Below are 16,698 nucleotides of genomic sequence, written 5' to 3'. Positions count from 1 at the left end.
CAAAGGAAGACGATGGCAGACATGAACATGCAGGAACTGCGGGAGCTGGTCGAGTTCCTGAAACAGAACGGTATCGCTGAGTTCGAGTTGGACCGTGAAGAGCAGCACGTTCACCTGAAATTTGAAAGTGCGTTTGCGCAGCCCGCAGCGGCCGCCGTGCACTACGCCATGCCGACACCGGCGCATCTTAGCGGCGCTCCGGTGCCTTCGGCCACCTCGTCGCCCGTTGCCATCGCTGCGACGGAAGCCACAGCACCGGCCGCGACACCCGCAGAAGACGCGGCGCACATCGTCAAGTCGCCGATCGTGGGCACCTTTTACGAGAGCTCCGCGCCCGGCTCGCAGCCCTTCATCAAGGTAGGAGATGTGGTCGAGGTGGGACAGGTACTTTGCATTGTGGAAGCCATGAAGTTGATGAACGAGATCGAAAGCGACGTCGCGGGCGAAGTCGTCAGGATCATCGCCAAAAATGGTAGCGCTGTCGAGTACGGCCAGCCTTTGTTCGCCGTGAAGGCTCGGTAGGAAAGCGCCATGTTCAAAAAGGTCCTGATCGCAAATCGTGGCGAGATCGCGTTGCGCGTCATCTCCGCCTGCCAGGAACTCGGCGTCCGCACCGTCGCCGTTTACTCCGAGGCCGACCGCAACAGCCTGCACGTGAAGTTCGCCGATGAGGCGATCTGCATCGGTCCGCCGCGCTCGGCGGAAAGCTACCTGAACGTGCCCGCCGTGATCAGCGCGGCCGAAATTACCGACGTCGACGCGATCCATCCCGGCTACGGTCTGCTCAGCGAGAACGCGAACTTTGCCGAGGTGTGCCGCGCCTCCAACATCAAGTTCATCGGACCACGACCCGAGGTCACGCGCATGATGGGCGAAAAGTCCACCGCGCGACAGACCATGAAGGCGGCGCAAGTACCGATTCTGCCCGGCTCCGACGGCGTCATCGGCACCGTTGAAGAAGCGCTGGTCTGGGCTGATTCCGTGCGCTATCCGGTCATTCTAAAGGCGGTCGCGGGCGGCGGTGGGCGAGGCATGCGCATCGTGCGCTCCCCGGAAGATCTGCCTGGCCTCTTCAACCAGGCCTCGCAGGAGGCGCTGAACGCCTTCGGCAACGGCGACCTGTACATGGAGAAGTTCATCGAGCGCCCCCGTCACATCGAATTTCAGGTGCTCGCCGACGAACACGGCAACGTTATGTCGCTCGGTGAGCGCGAGTGCTCCATCCAGCGCCGCCATCAGAAGCTGATTGAAGAAGCTCCATCGCTTCAGGTCACGCCCGAAATTCGAGCCCGTCTCGGAGGCGTCATCGAGCGCTCCCTGCGTGAAATCGGCTACTGGAATGCCGGCACCATCGAGTTTCTGATGGATGAGGACGGCGAAATCTACTTCATCGAGATGAACACCCGCATCCAGGTGGAGCACCCGGTCACCGAAGCCATTACCGGCATTGACCTGGTCAAGGCGCAGCTCCGCATCGCCAGCGGAGAGAAACTCTCCGGCATCGTGCCCGAGCGGCCCACCCTTCGCGGCCACGCTATCGAGTGCCGCATCAACGCCGAACATCCCGAGAAGTTCACGCCTTCAGCCGGCAAAATCACCGCATTCAACCTGCCCGGTGGCAATGGCGTCCGCGTCGATACCGCGCAGTACAGCGAAGGCGTCGTTCCGCCCTACTACGACAGCATGATCGCGAAGGTCATCTGCCACGGCAAAGACCGCGAAGAAGCCATGAACCGCATGCAGCGCGCGTTGAGCCAGTTCGTCGTCGAAGGTATTCACACCACGATCTCGCTGCAGCAAAAAATCTTTGCAGACCCTGACTTCCGCCGCGGCGACTTCGACACCAAATTCATGGAACGCTTCCTTGAAGGCGAAGCAAAGCGCAAAGCGACGGGCACGTAACTGAATCGACACATGGAACCATCGCCCCGCATCGCCTTCGCCCGCCGCATCGCCGCGCACGACCCTACGCTGCGCGTCTACGCAATCCTGGATGCCGACACCTGCGTCCGCCGGAACCTGCCCCTGCTCGAGACCGTACAGGCGTGGCGCGAAGCCGGTATCCAGATCATCCAATACCGTGACAAAGCCGCAGGCCCCGACACACTCCGCAGGAACGCCCGCGCACTGCGCGACATCTTCCCGCAAGGTGAAGCCTTCCTGATCCTGAACGACCATCCGGACCTCATTTCCGAGTGTGATTTTGATGGCGCTCACATCGGCCAGACCGATATCACCGCAAGCGAAGCCCGCAGGCATCTCGGCCCCGACCGCATCCTCGGAGTCTCGACGCACTCCGCCGACCAGGCGCTTGCGGCGAACAGCACCGAAGCCGATTACGTTGCCGTCGGCCCTGTCTTCGCGACAAGCACCAAGGCCAACGCCGAGCAGGTAGTCGGACTCTGCGGCGTACAAGCCGCCCGCGCCGTGACCACCAAACCACTCGTCGCCATTGGCGGCATCGGCCTTGGCGACGCCCGCTCCGTTCAGACGGCAGGCGCTGACTCGGTCGCCGTCGTTTCCGCGCTGCTGCCTTCCAGCAACCTTGCCGAGGTCAAAGCGAGAGCACAAGACTTTCTTGCTCGTTTGAAGTAAAAACGAACTCACACGTGCTTACAGGATCGCAAGCAGCCGTCCCAGCCGGCACCAGCACCCAGCAACAGTTCGTGAAGGGCCTGGGTCTGTTTTCCGCCACGGCCATTGTGGCCGGCTCCATGGTGGGCTCCGGTATCTTCATCGTCTCTGCAGACATGGCGCGCATCGTCGATTCCCCGGCATTGCTGATCGCAGCCTGGCTCGTTACAGCGTTGATGACGATCATCGGCGCGCTCAGCTATGGCGAGCTTGCCGCCATGATGCCCAAGGCTGGCGGCCAATACGTGTACCTGCGCGAGGGGCTTGGCCCTGTGTGGGGCTTTCTTTACGGATGGACACTTTTTCTCGTGATCCAGACCGGCACCATCGCTGCCGTTGCGGTCGCCTTCAGCAAATTCCTTGGTGTTTTCTTCCCCTCGGTCTCAACAAAATACTGGATCTGGCATGGTGGTCACGTGCCCGCCATCCACCTTGGCCCCATGGTGCTGGGCAACATGGATTTCGGCCTTTCGACCGCAAACCTCGTTTCAATCCTGCTGCTCACGCTGCTCACCGCGCTGAATACGCTGGGAGTGCGGCTCGGCGCGTGGATCCAGAACGTTTTTACCTCGGCCAAGCTGCTCGGCCTTGCCTTGATCGTCATCTTTGGCCTGGTCGCACGCAACGCCCTGGCCATCTCCTCGAACTTCGCAAACGGCAACTTCTGGCGCAACGCAAGCTGGCACACGTTGCACCCGGTCACCGTAGGAGAGGGTGGTCCCACGGCCTTGGTCGGCTTGCTGACCGTCATTGCCGTGGTCCAGGTCGGATCGCTGTTCTCCAGTGATGCCTGGAATAACGTGACCTTTACCGCGGGCGAGATCGAAAATCCGCGCCGCAACCTGCCGCTGTCGCTGGCCCTCGGCACTGGAATTGTGCTCTTGCTTTACGTCGCGGTGAACTTCATCTATCTGGCGGTACTGCCGCTGCACGGTGACCCGCACTCGGGTTCCATTCTTGGCCGTGGTGTTCAGTACGCGAGCGAAGACCGGGTCGCAACCGCAGTGATGAAACAGGCGTTCGCCGGGTACGGTGAGCGCATTATGGCCCTGGTCGTGCTAATTTCCACGCTTGGATGTGTGAATGGCATGATCCTGGCCGGCGCCCGTGTGTATTACGCCATGAGCGAAGACGGGCTCTTCTTCCGTGCCGCTGGAAGACTGTCAAAAGCGAGGGTGCCCGCCGTCAGCCTGTGGGTGCAGTGGGCGTGGACTTGCCTGCTGTGCTTGTCTGGCAGCTATGGGCAGCTGCTCGACTACGTCATCTTTGCCGTGCTCGTCTTCTACGTGCTCACCTTGCTGGCCCTCTTCCGGCTACGCCGCACTCGCCCCGATGCTCCGCGCCCGTACCGGGCCATTGGGTATCCCGTGCTGCCGGCGCTCTACATCGTCATGGCATTGTTCATCAGTGGTGTACTCTTACGCTACAAACCCCAGTACACCTGGCCGGGCCTCCTGATCGTGCTGCTGGGGCTTCCGGTTTACTTCTTTTGGCGCGCGCGCAGCCGTGCCATCGTACCCTTTGCGGCAGGCAAGTAAGTAAGCAGCACACGCACTTTACATCGCAGGAGCACACCACCACGATGCCCAGCCTTTTTGCCCGCAAGTCGATGACGGTCTTGCTTTCAGAAGCTCGAGAAGAAGGCGCCCACACTCTTGAGCGCACACTTGGTCCATTTCAACTGACTGCCCTTGGTATCGGCGCAGTGATCGGCGCGGGCATTTTCGTACTCGCCGGCCTGGGCGCGCACTACGCCGGCCCAGGGCTCATGTTGTCCTTTGTGCTGAGCGGCCTTGGCTGCGCTTTTGCGGGGCTCTGCTACGCCGAGTTCGCCGCTATGATCCCACTTGCCGGCTCGGCGTACACCTACGCCTATGCGACGCTCGGCGAGCTGATCGCCTGGATCATTGGCTGGGACCTAACACTTGAGTACGCGATGGGTGCAAGCACCGTAAGCTCAGGCTGGTCAAATCACTTTATCGAGCTAATGGACATCGTCCACATACGCTTTCCTTTGTGGCTTGCTTACGACCACTGGACCGGCTTGGGCGTCGCGCTCGAGCAGGTCGCGCGCTCAGTCATGAGCACGCAGTTTCCATCGCTCGTGGCCGGATCGCAGGAGTACATCGCCAAGCTGGGCGAACTGAAGGCAGCACCCACTGCGGACATGGTGGCGCGCGCTCACCAGGTCTTGAATGCTCCGACGATCGGCGGCCATGAGATCGGCATTAACTTACCGGCATTCCTGATCGCCATCCTCGTCACGACCATCCTCGCCATCGGCATCAAGGAAAGCGCGAAGTTCAACGCCACCATCGTGGTTGTGAAAGTCGCCGTCGTACTGTTCGTGCTCGGCCTGGGAGCTCATTATGTCAGTGCCGCCAACTGGGGTCACGACTGGCACACCTTTGCGCCATACGGGTTCGGCGGCATCGGCGCGGGCGCGGCATATATCTTCTTTGCCTACATCGGCTTCGACGCCGTCTCCACCACCGCGCAGGAAGCCAAAAATCCGCAGCGAGATCTGCCCATCGGCATCATCGCTTCTTTGTGCGTGTGCACTCTGCTTTATATCGGGGTCGCCGCGGTCCTGACTGGCATGGTGCCGTGGGCGCAGATCAACATTGAGGCGCCGATCGCCCGTGCCTTTCTTGACCGCAATCTTGTCTGGGCCAGCGACATTATTACTCTGGGCGCTCTCGCCGGGCTCACGTCCGTCATGCTTGTCATGCTCCTGGGCCAGACGCGCGTGCTGTATGCCATGGCCAACGACGGTCTGCTGCCGAAGCGCTTCTTCGCCGAAATCCACCCGCGGTTCCGCACACCCTTCAAGAACACCTTTCTTGTCGGCACGCTCGCCGGCGTCGTCGGTGCACTCACGCCGATTGACGATATCGGTAAGATGGTCAACATCGGCACCCTGCTTGCCTTCGTGATTGTCTGCATCGCCATCGTGATTCTGCGCCGCACGGAGCCAGACCGCGCGCGTCCTTTCCGTACGCCACTGGTGCCGCTCGTTCCGATCCTGGGCGTCATCTTCAATGGTTACATGATGATCAAGCTCGGCTGGTTGAACTGGGCACGCCTGATTGTGTGGCTTGTGATCGGCCTGGTCGTGTACTTCTCCTATGGCCGCCGGCATAGCCTCGTGCAGCAGCGGGCAGCAGGCCTGCTTCCTGCCGTTGATGAAAGATGAGTGTCTGCGTCAGCAGACAAATAAAAAGCGAACGGCCTGTCGGTCGTTCGCTTTTTTTATGGGTGCGTTCGCGGCGAGGAATCGACCGTGACGGTAGCCGCATGCTCAGGGTCATCCCGCAGCCGCAGAAACAGCGTATGCCCGTCCGCCGGACGCGGAACGCGCAGCGTATTTGCTGCAAATCCCTCGGGTACCTCGGCCGCCTTCGCGAAGCTCGCATCCGGCGACGTCGACGCAATCAGGTACAGGTTGCTGCCCGTCAGCACGCATGGCAGTTCGGTTTGAGGTGATACCGCTTCCTGCGCCTCCGGCCCGGTACTCGCCGCCACTGCGGGCCCGGCGACCACTCCACCGTGAGCGCCGGGTCGTGTGGCACACGTGATCTGCTGTACAACTGGCGTGCGCACTAATGTGCCAAGTGGCTCCCAGTCCGACGCCGTCTCAGTCGTAACCACACGGAATTGCAGCGGGCCAAACGCGGACGCTCCGAAAGACTTTTCCGGGTTTAGGAATGCCAGCGCGGTATGGCTGTCCTGCAGCACCAGGGAACCGTCTGCCAGCGTCAGCTCTGTGTGAAGAGTGCCGTCTGTCGTACCGACTTCCACCTTTTCCGACCGGCTAAATTTGGCCGGCGACTCGGACCGCAGTGCCACCGTCACCTTGCTGTGTAGCGGCAGAGCATCCGCGTCCGTCAATGCAAGCGGCAGGCCCGCATCGCCCGGAAGCGCCGTCGCCGTCCGGTTCAGCACCGTTACTGAGGGCCGCGCCGCATCCACTACATACGCGGTCGTCAAGGTGCGTCCATCGCGAAGCAGCAAAGTCGTCGACCCATGGTCGCCAGCCTTGAAATTGTGTTTGGGTTTTGCCTTGCCCGAATCTGCGGTTCCACTTGCCAGGCTCAAACGCAGCGTCGTGCCATCGCCGCTTGAATCGCTAGAAGGCTGAAGCGAAACACCATCCATCGAACCTTCCTGCACTTCTTGTAGACCCGTGCCGGTCAGCGTGGCGAACCCATCGCCTGCGTGCAGACGGAGCTCCCGGGGCCGCGTCACGTCGGAGTAGGCCACCACCTGGACGCGCTGCACCTGTGCGTCCCCGAACTGCTGCACCTGCAGCGTCAGACCACCGGGTGCAGCCTTTTCAAGTGGCAACGTCACATTCAGTGTGTTGGGCGCGCCGTCCCGGTCCGGGCGCCAGTTCAACGGCTTCAATCCAGCGTCGGCCTGCAGCAACACTTGCTCCGTGCATCCTGTTCCGGTGGAACGTAGCACCAGCGTATTCGTGCGGCCGGCGAATAACTCCGTCCGCGGCGCCGCATTCCAATCGGCTCCGACGCGCTGCTGCAGGGGAACAGTTAACCCCACAAAATGGTCAAATCCCCAGTAGCCACGGACCGTACCACTGATCTGAATCGGTCCTTCCGTCGCTGCGGGTACCGCCGCTACTCTGGCCGCTGCACGAACTGGCGGGGTCGACGCTGTGGCCAGGGGGGCGGCGGAGCCAGGCGTTACATCATGTCCTTGACTGTCTCGCGCGGGCGGTGCTGCCGCGGCAAGCGGCTTCCGCTCATCGCCTTCGGCAACGACCAGTCCACCCTCAAACGCGTCCGGCATCAGCGGCAGATCCGTCCGCCCGTCCGCTGTCGGATGATCCAGGTGCAGCACCAGATCATGCGCAAAGCCTGTCGCAAACACCAGCGGGGCGCCGTTCAACGGCAACACCATCTTCGACTGCAGCAGGCAAGAAACGTGATTCGGATCCTGCAACTGGAGTGGCGGTGGGTCCGCTTTTCGAATCGCCGGCAGCGCGATCACGATCACCGATTTCGGATCGTGAAAGGACGGCGCCGCATTCAGCCGAAGATTCAGTGCGTCCCCATTCGGAAAGGCGATCGCAGGAATGTATTGGAAATGCGCTGTGTGCAAGCCAGTCATCAAGCGAATTACATCCAGCACCGTTCCCACATACGCGCTATAGGCAGCAGCACCCGTGTTGGCGACAACCGGCGTGCCCTGCATGGCGCCGATCAGGTTTGACGTATCGCCATTCGTGATCCATTGCGCTAGTCTCTGGCCATGGCCGTCGTCCAGCAGCAGAGCCGTGCCGCTCTGGCGTAGGCAACCCAACTGCTCATCCGCAGGGCGCTTGAAGCACTCGTCGTTCGGCTTCAGGTTCAGCGTGGCCGCCAATTTGCGTGAGTGATCCAGCAGTTCCGCCGGCGAGTTCGGCTGTACCCGTTGCAGTGCCTGCGCATAGCGCTCGATGCGCGATTGCTCAAAGCTTGCCTCATTCAGGTCCTGCGACGCGCGCACAAACGTGCCCGGACGACCCTGCACGGCGCTCTTCAGCGTCGAGAAGTCACCGCCAGTTTCCGGCGCAATGAACATCAGTGCCTGCTCCGCCTCGGGCGGCACCGTAACCGTTACGCCTTCGGCGCGGGTCTTCTTGTTCCAGGTTTCAATGCGGGTGAACCATTTGTCAGGAGGCGGATTGGTCGTACCGCGCAGAAAGGCGATCACCAGCAGAAGATGCACCGATTGCGAAGGGGGCAGGTCCGCGTGCACCTGCAGCTTGTCTCCGGGCTGCAGATTGGGTACGGACGCAATCGGCAGGGAAGTGTCGCCACGCGTCACATGGACGTCGATCTTGGGCCCAAGCAGGTCAAAGCGCTGCTGGCCGCGGGCGGTGAGCGCACTTACTGCCGCGAGCGCGAGCGCCGCCGCCCCTGCATACCTGCTACTGCGCTTGCCGAACACCATGCATCCCGTTAGACGATTGCTGCGGCGCAGGCGTCGCATGGAATGCCGATGAAGAAACTGGCTTCCGGAAGCAGTTTGTCGCAGCATTGCGCTGCATTACGACAACGAACGCCGTTACTGCGTCTGCGATACGCCCGCCAGCAGGTCGTCGCTTGACATGCGAGAAGACGCCTTGTCATTCGCGATGACACCGTCGCGAATGGTAACGACGCGGTTGGCATACTCCGCAATGTCCGGTTCGTGCGTGACCAGGATGATCGTGTTGCCCTGCCGATGCAAGTCGGCAAACAGACCCATGATCTCGATGCTGGTCTTTGAATCCAGGTTGCCGGTCGGCTCGTCCGCCAGAATGATCGACGGCGAGTTGACCAGGGCACGCGCAATCGCAACGCGCTGCCGTTGTCCGCCTGACATTTCGTTCGGCTTGTGGTGCATGCGCGTGCCCAGACCCACGGACTCCAGCACCTCCGTCGCGCGCTGAATCCGCGCTTCCGCCCCGGTGCCGTTGTAGATCAGGGGCAGTTCCACATTGTGCAGCGCCGTGGCGCGCGGTAAAAGGTTAAAAGTCTGAAATACGAACCCAATTTCCTTGTTGCGAATGCGCGCCAGCTCGTCATCGTTCAGTCGTGAAACGTCGTGCCCATTCAGGCAGTAACTGCCCTGTGACGGCGAGTCCAGGCACCCGATCAAATTCATCAGCGTGCTCTTGCCCGAGCCCGACGGTCCCATGATCGCCACGTATTCGCTGTGCTTGATCCGCAGGTTCACACCGCGAAGGGCATGCACCTCCTGATCGCCCATCTGATACGTCTTCCACAGGTTGTCGGTAGCGATGACCTCGCCCGGAACGCAGGTCACACCATCGGTTGCGTGCGGGGTCATGGTTGCTGTCGCCATCGTTTGCTCTAAACCTCGTGTTCTGTGTTAAGACGCCGAACTGCTGGCGGTGTCCTTGTCCGTATCCTGCTTCACGGCCGTTCCGCTCTTCAGTGTACGCAGCGTCTTGAATCGTCCGGTAACCACCTGCGCGCCGGGCGTCAGGCCACCTGTTACTTCGATGTCGGTCGCGCCAGTGACCCCCGTTGAGACCGGTTGGAAATCGACGCGCTGCTTTCCATTGATCTGCTTGACGAGGAACACGCCTTGCACGGTGGGCGCTTTGGTGCTCGCGGCGACCTCGTTTCCGGCTCCCTTCGGCTCTTTGCCGTTGTTCTTTAGGAACACGGTCTCGGCCGCGGGATCACGGTTCACCAGGGCCTGCAATGGCAGCACCACAGCATTGTTTACCTGTGCGGTTCGAATCTTTGCCGTGGCGGATAAACCAGGCCGAAGCTCGTCATTGTTCTGTCCGCTCACGTTGTCCAACGTTACGACAATCTTAAAATCCTTCGCCTCTTCCGTACCGGTCGTGGACTGCGATGTCGCGATGCCCGTGGTGCGCAGCAGTGCCTGATCGCCCACCTCCGTCACGCGTCCCTTGAACACCTTGCCGGGCAACGCGTCTACCGTCACATCGACAGGCTGGTTCAGCTTTACGTTGACAACGTCCGTCTCGTCCACCTTCACCTCGGCCGTAATCACGCTCATGTCCGCCAGCGTCATCAAGGTCGAGCCCTGCGTGTTCTGAATGCCTGGAACCATCGTCTCGCCTTCGCGCACCGGCACGTTCGTCACCAGGCCGTCAAAGGGAGCGCGCGAGATGGTTTTGTCGAGCGCGTCGTAGTTGGCCCGCTGGGAAGCAATAGCCTGCTGCACATGGCTGCGCTGCGAGGCGGTCTGAGCCTGTGCCTGGCTGAGCGCGGCGACCCGCTGCTGCACCGTCGCCACATCCACGTCGTAGGCGGCCTTGCGCTGATCGTAGTCCTGCTTGCTGACTAGTCGGTTGTCATATAGCTGCTGATAACGATCAATGTCGAACTTCTTCTGTTGCAGGTCGGCCTTTGCTTGCGCAACGTTCGCCTCCGCAGTTTTTTCTGCGGCCGAATAGCTGCTCACATCCGTCCTGCTTGAGGCGATCGTTGCATCCTGCGCGGCCACCGCGGACTGCGGCTGCACGCTTTCAAGTGTGGCCAATGTCTGGCCTCTTTTCACGTGGTCGCCTTCAAAGGCATACAGGTGCGTGATGCGGCCGAGCGCCGTCGCGCCAATGTTCACATAGGTCTTCGGCTTGATCTGCCCTGTGCCGCTCACCACGGCGACAAGGTCTTGCCGCCCGATACGCGCCATGGTGACCGGCACCACGTCCGCCTGGCTCTTCAGTACGGACGTCACGACGATCCCGGCCAGCAGCACCACGCCCACAATCAGCAGAACGACTTTCTTCCTGGTACTCATGATCTCCATATCCGGAACGATGGCTCACAGTCCCGGCAAGCAAAGTGTAGTACGCCGATGTGCGTCGCGCGGTTCCAAGGTTTCTCGAGAACACGTCGGCACCCGGCAGAATCTCCTTGCTTGCGGAAACAAAATGCTCGCTTCCTGCCATTGTTTCCGTCCAAGCTACATTAGGCCAAACCAAATACGAGCAAATGCCGGTGCAGAATTGGTTGCCTCGCGGGATGGCAAGTTGTTAGGAAAATCACTAGACTGGTCCCATGCCAAGAACGGGGTCGCTCCGATTCTGGCTTGGCGGGAGTAACAGGCAGATGATGCAGGGTCTAAAGCAGGGAATCGGTGCAGCTGTCCTCATTGGCATGGGGATCGTTTCGGTACAAATACATGGGCAGAACGGCACCTCCGTCTCCGGTGCAGCACAGACGCCTGCAGCAGCGCAAGCCACCCCGGCGGCAACCGATCCGACCGGAAAGGTCAGCAAAACCGAGCCGCAGGAAGAGCACCCCGATCCGACGAAGCGCCGGCTCACCGACCGCGAACGAATTCAGCAGAACAAATACCTGAAAAGCGAAATCAAGGCCGACAGCTCCTGGAACAAGTGGCTGAATCAGGATGTGGTCTGGATCATCACCGACCAGGAGGTTGCTGCGTTCAAGTCGCTCAAGAACGACGAAGAGCGCGAGCAGTTCGTCGAAAACTTCTGGCTCCGCCGCAATCCGAACCCTGAATCGCCGGATAACGAATTTCGCGAACAGCACTACGCCCGTATCGCTTACGCCAACGAGCACTTTGCCGCCGGAAAGCCCGGCTGGAGAACGGACCGCGGTCACGTCTACATCGCCTATGGCAAGCCCGACAGCATCGACTCGCACCCGAGCGGCGGTAACTACCAGCGCCCCATCGATGAGGGTGGCGGCTCCACCTCGACCTTCCCGTTTGAGGTCTGGCACTACCGCTACATCGAGGGCATCGGCGACAACCTCGACCTGGAGTTCGTGGATAGCTGCCAGTGCAACGATTACCACCTGACACTCGATCGCTCGGAAAAAGACGCTCTCAAGCACACGCCTGGCGCCGGTCTGACCCTGTATGAAGAAATGGGTATGACCGACAAGAAGGACCGTTTCAACGGTAGCGGCTTGGAGCAACTCGGCAACGGCCCCTACGCCGCCTCCCAGCAGAGCAAACAGTTTGACCGCCTGAGCACCTACGCCAAGATCATGGCGCCGCCACCGATCAAGTTCAAGGATCTAGAGCAGTACATCTCGAAGTCCGTCATCCTGAAAGGGCCGCCGTTCTACTTCGACGTCCGCACGGATTACGTGAAAGTCACCAACGACACCGTCTTGATGCCTCTTACGCTGCAGATACGCAATCGTGATGTGACCTTCCAGACCAAAGACGGTGTTTCGACCGGAACCGTCAATATTCTTGGTCAGGTATCCAACATCAATCACCGCATTGTGCAGACCTTCGAAGATACGGTGACGGTTCAGGTCCCGTCCGAGTTCCTCGCACGTGAGCAGGCCCAGCGCAATCTCTACTGGAAGTCGGTCCCGCTGCGCCCTGGTATTTACAAAATCGACATCGTGATCAAGGACGTCAACAACCCGGATCACATCGGAACCTGGCGGCGTTCGGTCAACGTACCGAAATATGACGATGAGCGCCTTGCAGCGTCCTCGCTCATCCTTGCCTCCAGCATGGCGCGCGTCCCAACGAAGGAAATTGGCGCGGGCAATTTCGTCATCGGCAACACAAAGGTTGTGCCAAGCGTCTCGTCCAGTCCCATGGTTCCGGTGATCTACAAGCGTAACCAGAACCTGAACTTCTGGATGCAGGTATACAATCTCGGTATCGACGACAAGAGCAAGCAAAACAACGCGGAAATTAATTACGAAGTTGTCGATTTGGCGTCCAACAAGGCGGTATTGCAGACCAGCGAGTCCACGGCCAAGATGAATCCGAACGCCGATCAGGTCACGCTGGAAAAGAGCATGCCGCTCGCCAGTCTGCAACCCGGCAAGTACCAGGTACTTATCAAAGTGAATGACGGCATCTCGAAACAGGAGATTTCGCAATCCGCGCCGTTCACCGTGGAGTAACCTGAAGTGGCAGAACGTGGCTGGTGTCTCTTGCCAGGCGGTCGCAACAACAGTGGTCCAGGTACTACTGAGTTCTAGAAAGGCTTGATGTTTGGCTCAAGTCTTTGCAGGATGGCCAAATGCGCACAGACGCAAAGGCTTGTAAGGTTTGGCCGGAAGCTTCGGCCGGAAGGTAAGGGACGCAGGAGGGGGTCGAAGAACGCACATGCGGTCTTCCCATACACTTGGCTGCTCGGCGACTGTGGCTCTCATAGCCGCAATCGCGTCCTTGTCTTTGCACTCCGCAGCTCCGCTCTATGCGCAGACCAGTCACGGCTCCGGTGGTTACTTCCCTGGCGGCAGTGTCAGCGGGGTCATCGTGGATGCCGAGGGAATCCCGCAAATGGGCGCGCTCGTCCAACTTCTGCTGCAGGACGCCACTCCCGCAGCGACGGCCCTGACCGACAGCAATGGCCGCTACCATGTCACCAATCTTCGTCCCGGCCGTTACCGTGTCCGCGCAAGCGCAGCGCTCTTCCTACCGGCAGTCCGCCAAACGCTTCAGGTTGGCGCGAGTACCCGCGCCGTCGTCAATCTCACTTTATCGACCTTGCTCGCTCCCACGCAGTGGCTGCCCGCAACCCGCCGCACCAGCGATGCCGCTGAGGACGACTGGATGTGGACGCTTCGCTCGTCCACGCTTCGTCCAGTTCTCCGCATGAATGAGGAGGGACATGCAACGGTAGGTGTTTCCAGCAGTTCGCAGGAACGCCATCGCGTTCAGTCGCAGGGCAGAATGGCTGTCTACGCGAACGACGGCGGCTTTGCGCATGGCGGCAACCACGAAGTCCTCACCATGGAGCGCAGCGCCGGGAACGGCTCCGGTGGAGTCTTGCGTGCCGACTTCTCCGGTCCGCGGATTCCATTTCCAGTTGCGCCCTCCGCCGAGATCAGCGGAGGTTGGGGCCGCCAGCTTCCGTTCGGCGCCGCCACGCGAACTGTGGTCACCTATCTTTCGCACCCCGAGCTGTTGAATCAGCAGGGCAGCAACGGCATGCAGGCCATGGTGTTGCGTAACGCCGAACGTATGGAAGTGGGCGATACCTTGCGCGTCGATGCCGGATCCACCGCGCGCGCCTTTAACCTTGGCGGCAACACCATTGCGATGGAACCTTTTGTGCGGGTCTCCTATCGGGCCGGTTCCGATGTCATCATCGCTTACGCATTCACGGCATCACGGGGCATCTCGCAGCTTGAAGACCTGGATCGAGTCGCGCCGGCCACGCCGCTCGCCGTCCGCCGTAACGGAAAGCTGCGGCTCTCAGGCGGTCACGCAAATGCGATCTCCCTTGCGGTCCGCACCCCAAGACAAGGCAAGTTGCAGGTGGAGGCGTACCGTGAAGCGATCACCGCTCCATTGTTCTCCGGCGTGGGTGCGCTTACATCGGCTGATACGGCCGGCCTTGCAATGCTCTCCGATCCGACCACGCAGACCTATGTGATGGCGGGTCGCGACTTCGACGGTACGGGCGTCCGGCTCTCGCTGGATCAGCCGGTCACGGACAGCCTTTCAGTTTCGGCCAGTGTCGCAGACGGCAGTGCCTTGGTAAACGAGGCGATTGCGCCCGCGCCCCTTGCCACTGCGGCTTCGCAAACCGGCGTCCATCAGGCGCTTAGCGCCACGATACGAGCCCGCGCGCACTTTGCCCGTACTGGAACGCGCGTCGAAGCTGGCTACCGCTGGCAGCGCGCGAATACCCTCACAGCCGTGGACTCATTCCGTTCCGCACAAGACCCGGCCTATCTCGGTCTGCTGCTACGTCAAAGCCTGCAACACTTGCCGCTACTGCCGAACGGTCTGGAAGCGATAGTGCAGGTGCAGAATCTGTTGGATGAGGGCTATCAGCCAGTCCTCTCCAGCGACGGCCATACACTTTACCTCGCGCAGTCGCCCCGCATGCTGCAAGCTGGTCTGGCCTTCACCTTTTAAGGCCACGTCTCCAGCTTTGAATCCGGAACGCCTCCGCCTCTCGCACTACGCGTGTGGTATCTTTATCCAGTAAGCAAGCGGTTCACGGTGGAGCCTTGCTCCCGTCACCGTTCTGTTCGGACGCGTAGCTCAACTGGCAGAGCATTCGACTCTTAATCGACAGGTTGTAGGTTCGATTCCTACCGCGTCCACCATTTCTGAACATTCACATGTAGCAAAGCAGAGCCCTCCCTTGCATCTCTGCTGCTTGTTTTTGTAACTAAAAGGGTATGCCTTTCTCCAAAGGATTTCGTATCGGCCCACTGCTTGCCGGCGCGATCCTGATTGTGCTGCTGAACACCTGGTTCGCAGTCGCGTCCGTTCGCACGCTCAGCCAGAGCGAATATTGGTTATCGCACACGTGGCAGGTCATCGGACAAGTGGAAGCGATCGTCGCATCTGTCCGCCAGGCTGACTCCAGCGCGCGTGGCTTTGTCATCACCGGCGATGCCAATGTTCTCTCGTCGTACTATCTCGCGAAGCAGCAAGTCGGGCCGCAGGTCGACGAGTTTGAGCGGCTTTCGGGAGATAACCCGAAACAGCGCGCCAACACCGCGAACATGAGGCAAATTATCGCGGGCCGTTTCGGCCTGCTTGACCGCGTGATCGTTGCGCAAAAAACAGGCGGGATCGCCGCAGCGACGCCTCTCATCTCTTCCAGCATCAGCATGCCTGATATGCAGCGTCTTCACCTGCTCGCGAACGAGATGCAGGATGAAGAGCGACGCCTGTTGGCAATTCGTGAAGTGGATGTACACCGTAGTTCTGTGGTCGCTCTGCTTGCAATCGCTCTCGCCAGCGGTCTCGACCTGCTTTTGCTCATTGCGGTAGGCCGAATTTTGCTTCGCGAGCGCGAGGTCCGCCTCCAAACGGAATCCGCAAACGAGCGACTCGAAACCGCGAATGCCGAAATTGCGCAGAACGCCGAAGTCATTCACGTGCTGAATGCCGAACTCGAAGAGCGTGTGCGCGTTCGTACCGCCGAGCTCGAGAGCACAAATCGCGAACTCGAAGCCTTCAGCTACTCCGTCTCTCACGATCTGCGCGCACCGCTGCGCACCATCGACGGTTTCAGCCTGGCATTGCAAGAGGATTACCAGGACGCGGTAGACGACGTGGGGCGGGATTACATTCAGCGTGTTCGCGGGGGTGTCCAGCGCATGGGCGGCCTTATCGATGCGCTTCTCCAGCTTTCGCGCATCACGCGCGCGGATCTCACGCGGCGGCAGGTCGATGTGACCGCGCTTGTGGAAAGCGTCGCGAGAAACCTGAAAGAGGAGAATCCGGCCCAGACCATCCACTTCGACATCGAGCAAGGCATGCAGGCCGACGCTGATCCTGATCTGTTGCGCGTGGCTTTTGAGAACTTAATGGGCAACGCCGTCAAGTTCAGCTCCAAGGTGCCCGTCAGCCTCATCCGCATCTCTTATCACCCCGAACAGAAGAGCTTCGAGGTCACCGATAACGGCGCCGGCTTTGACATGTACTACAGCTCCAAGCTCTTCAACGCCTTCAACCGCCTGCACGGCGACAAGGACTTCAAAGGCTCCGGTATCGGCCTCGCGACCGTCGCTCGCGTGGTTCGACGGCACCATGGAACCATCTCCGCAGAGAGCAGTGTGGGTCATGGCGCATCTTTCCGCTTTACGTTAGGATGAGCCC

The 16,698-nt window shown here is 60.4% G+C and carries 11 protein-coding genes and 1 tRNA gene; 9 read left to right on the top strand and 3 right to left on the bottom strand.

The window, feature by feature from the left end; genetic code table 11:
* The first annotated feature begins 12 nt into the window (after positions 1 to 12).
* The 5 genes from accB to ACOFKT_RS08120 are packed head-to-tail and all read left to right on the top strand — an operon-like array spanning position 13 to position 5,830.
* Complete coding sequence (gene accB / locus ACOFKT_RS08140) at positions 13 to 522, top strand: acetyl-CoA carboxylase biotin carboxyl carrier protein (protein WP_419806900.1); 510 nt, start codon at positions 13 to 15, stop codon at positions 520 to 522.
* 9 nt (positions 523 to 531) lie between these two features.
* Entirely contained in the window at positions 532 to 1,902 is a 1,371-nt protein-coding gene (gene accC / locus ACOFKT_RS08135; protein WP_419806899.1) for an acetyl-CoA carboxylase biotin carboxylase subunit, read from the top strand.
* Between the two features lie 12 nt (positions 1,903 to 1,914).
* Positions 1,915 to 2,595 carry a thiamine phosphate synthase gene (thiE, locus tag ACOFKT_RS08130; protein WP_419806898.1) on the top strand — a complete coding sequence of 227 codons (681 nt, stop codon included), beginning with the start codon at positions 1,915 to 1,917 and terminating at the stop codon, positions 2,593 to 2,595.
* Between the two features lie 14 nt (positions 2,596 to 2,609).
* Complete coding sequence (locus ACOFKT_RS08125; protein ID WP_419806897.1) at positions 2,610 to 4,172, top strand: APC family permease; 1,563 nt, start codon at positions 2,610 to 2,612, stop codon at positions 4,170 to 4,172.
* Between the two features lie 44 nt (positions 4,173 to 4,216).
* Entirely contained in the window at positions 4,217 to 5,830 is a 1,614-nt protein-coding gene (locus tag ACOFKT_RS08120; protein ID WP_419806896.1) for an amino acid permease, read from the top strand.
* A 56-nt stretch (positions 5,831 to 5,886) separates the two neighbouring features.
* Here ACOFKT_RS08120 and ACOFKT_RS08115 read toward each other — a convergent pair whose 3' ends face one another.
* The 3 genes from ACOFKT_RS08115 to ACOFKT_RS08105 all read right to left on the bottom strand — a co-directional run bounded on the left by ACOFKT_RS08115 (position 5,887) and on the right by ACOFKT_RS08105 (position 10,923).
* Entirely contained in the window at positions 5,887 to 8,628 is a 2,742-nt protein-coding gene (locus ACOFKT_RS08115) for a hypothetical protein (protein ID WP_419806895.1), read from the bottom strand.
* A gap of 75 nt (positions 8,629 to 8,703) precedes the next feature.
* A complete protein-coding gene (locus tag ACOFKT_RS08110) occupies positions 8,704 to 9,486 on the bottom strand; it encodes an ABC transporter ATP-binding protein (protein ID WP_419806894.1) in 783 nt (260 codons plus the stop codon).
* Positions 9,487 to 9,513: 27 nt separating this feature from the next.
* A complete protein-coding gene (locus ACOFKT_RS08105) occupies positions 9,514 to 10,923 on the bottom strand; it encodes an efflux RND transporter periplasmic adaptor subunit (RefSeq protein ID WP_419806893.1) in 1,410 nt (469 codons plus the stop codon).
* A 359-nt stretch (positions 10,924 to 11,282) separates the two neighbouring features.
* On the opposite strand from ACOFKT_RS08105, the gene ACOFKT_RS08100 reads away from it, so the two are divergent.
* The 4 genes from ACOFKT_RS08100 (at position 11,283) to ACOFKT_RS08085 (ending at position 16,694) form a co-directional block, all read left to right on the top strand.
* A complete protein-coding gene (locus tag ACOFKT_RS08100) occupies positions 11,283 to 13,028 on the top strand; it encodes a GWxTD domain-containing protein (protein ID WP_419806892.1) in 1,746 nt (581 codons plus the stop codon).
* 268 nt (positions 13,029 to 13,296) lie between these two features.
* Positions 13,297 to 14,997, top strand: coding sequence for a carboxypeptidase-like regulatory domain-containing protein (locus ACOFKT_RS08095; RefSeq protein WP_419806891.1), 1,701 nt, complete (start codon positions 13,297 to 13,299; stop codon positions 14,995 to 14,997).
* A gap of 118 nt (positions 14,998 to 15,115) precedes the next feature.
* Positions 15,116 to 15,191: transfer RNA gene (locus ACOFKT_RS08090), tRNA-Lys, on the top strand.
* Positions 15,192 to 15,266: 75 nt separating this feature from the next.
* Complete coding sequence (locus ACOFKT_RS08085) at positions 15,267 to 16,694, top strand: sensor histidine kinase (RefSeq protein ID WP_419806890.1); 1,428 nt, start codon at positions 15,267 to 15,269, stop codon at positions 16,692 to 16,694.
* Positions 16,695 to 16,698 lie beyond the last annotated feature (4 nt).

Origin of the sequence: Terriglobus sp. (assembly GCF_965201105.1) — a bacterium.
In the GTDB taxonomy this organism is placed as follows: Bacteria; Acidobacteriota; Terriglobia; order Terriglobales; family Acidobacteriaceae; genus Terriglobus.
Note: the sequence above shows the minus strand (reverse complement) of the source record. Positions and strands in the feature narration are given on the sequence as shown.

Bases quoted from the DNA above. Each gene is read 5' to 3' on its own strand.
- ACOFKT_RS08100 (WP_419806892.1), top strand. From the start codon at position 11,283: ATGGGGATCGTTTCGGTACAAATACATGGGCAGAACGGCACCTCCGTC.
- accC (WP_419806899.1), top strand. From the start codon at position 532: ATGTTCAAAAAGGTCCTGATCGCAAATCGTGGCGAGATCGCGTTGCGC.
- ACOFKT_RS08115 (WP_419806895.1), bottom strand. From the start codon at position 8,628: ATGCGACGCCTGCGCCGCAGCAATCGTCTAACGGGATGCATGGTGTTC.
- accB (WP_419806900.1), top strand. From the start codon at position 13: ATGGCAGACATGAACATGCAGGAACTGCGGGAGCTGGTCGAGTTCCTG.
- ACOFKT_RS08105 (WP_419806893.1), bottom strand. From the start codon at position 10,923: ATGAGTACCAGGAAGAAAGTCGTTCTGCTGATTGTGGGCGTGGTGCTG.
- ACOFKT_RS08085 (WP_419806890.1), top strand. From the start codon at position 15,267: ATGCCTTTCTCCAAAGGATTTCGTATCGGCCCACTGCTTGCCGGCGCG.
- thiE (WP_419806898.1), top strand. From the start codon at position 1,915: ATGGAACCATCGCCCCGCATCGCCTTCGCCCGCCGCATCGCCGCGCAC.
- ACOFKT_RS08110 (WP_419806894.1), bottom strand. From the start codon at position 9,486: ATGGCGACAGCAACCATGACCCCGCACGCAACCGATGGTGTGACCTGC.
- ACOFKT_RS08120 (WP_419806896.1), top strand. From the start codon at position 4,217: ATGCCCAGCCTTTTTGCCCGCAAGTCGATGACGGTCTTGCTTTCAGAA.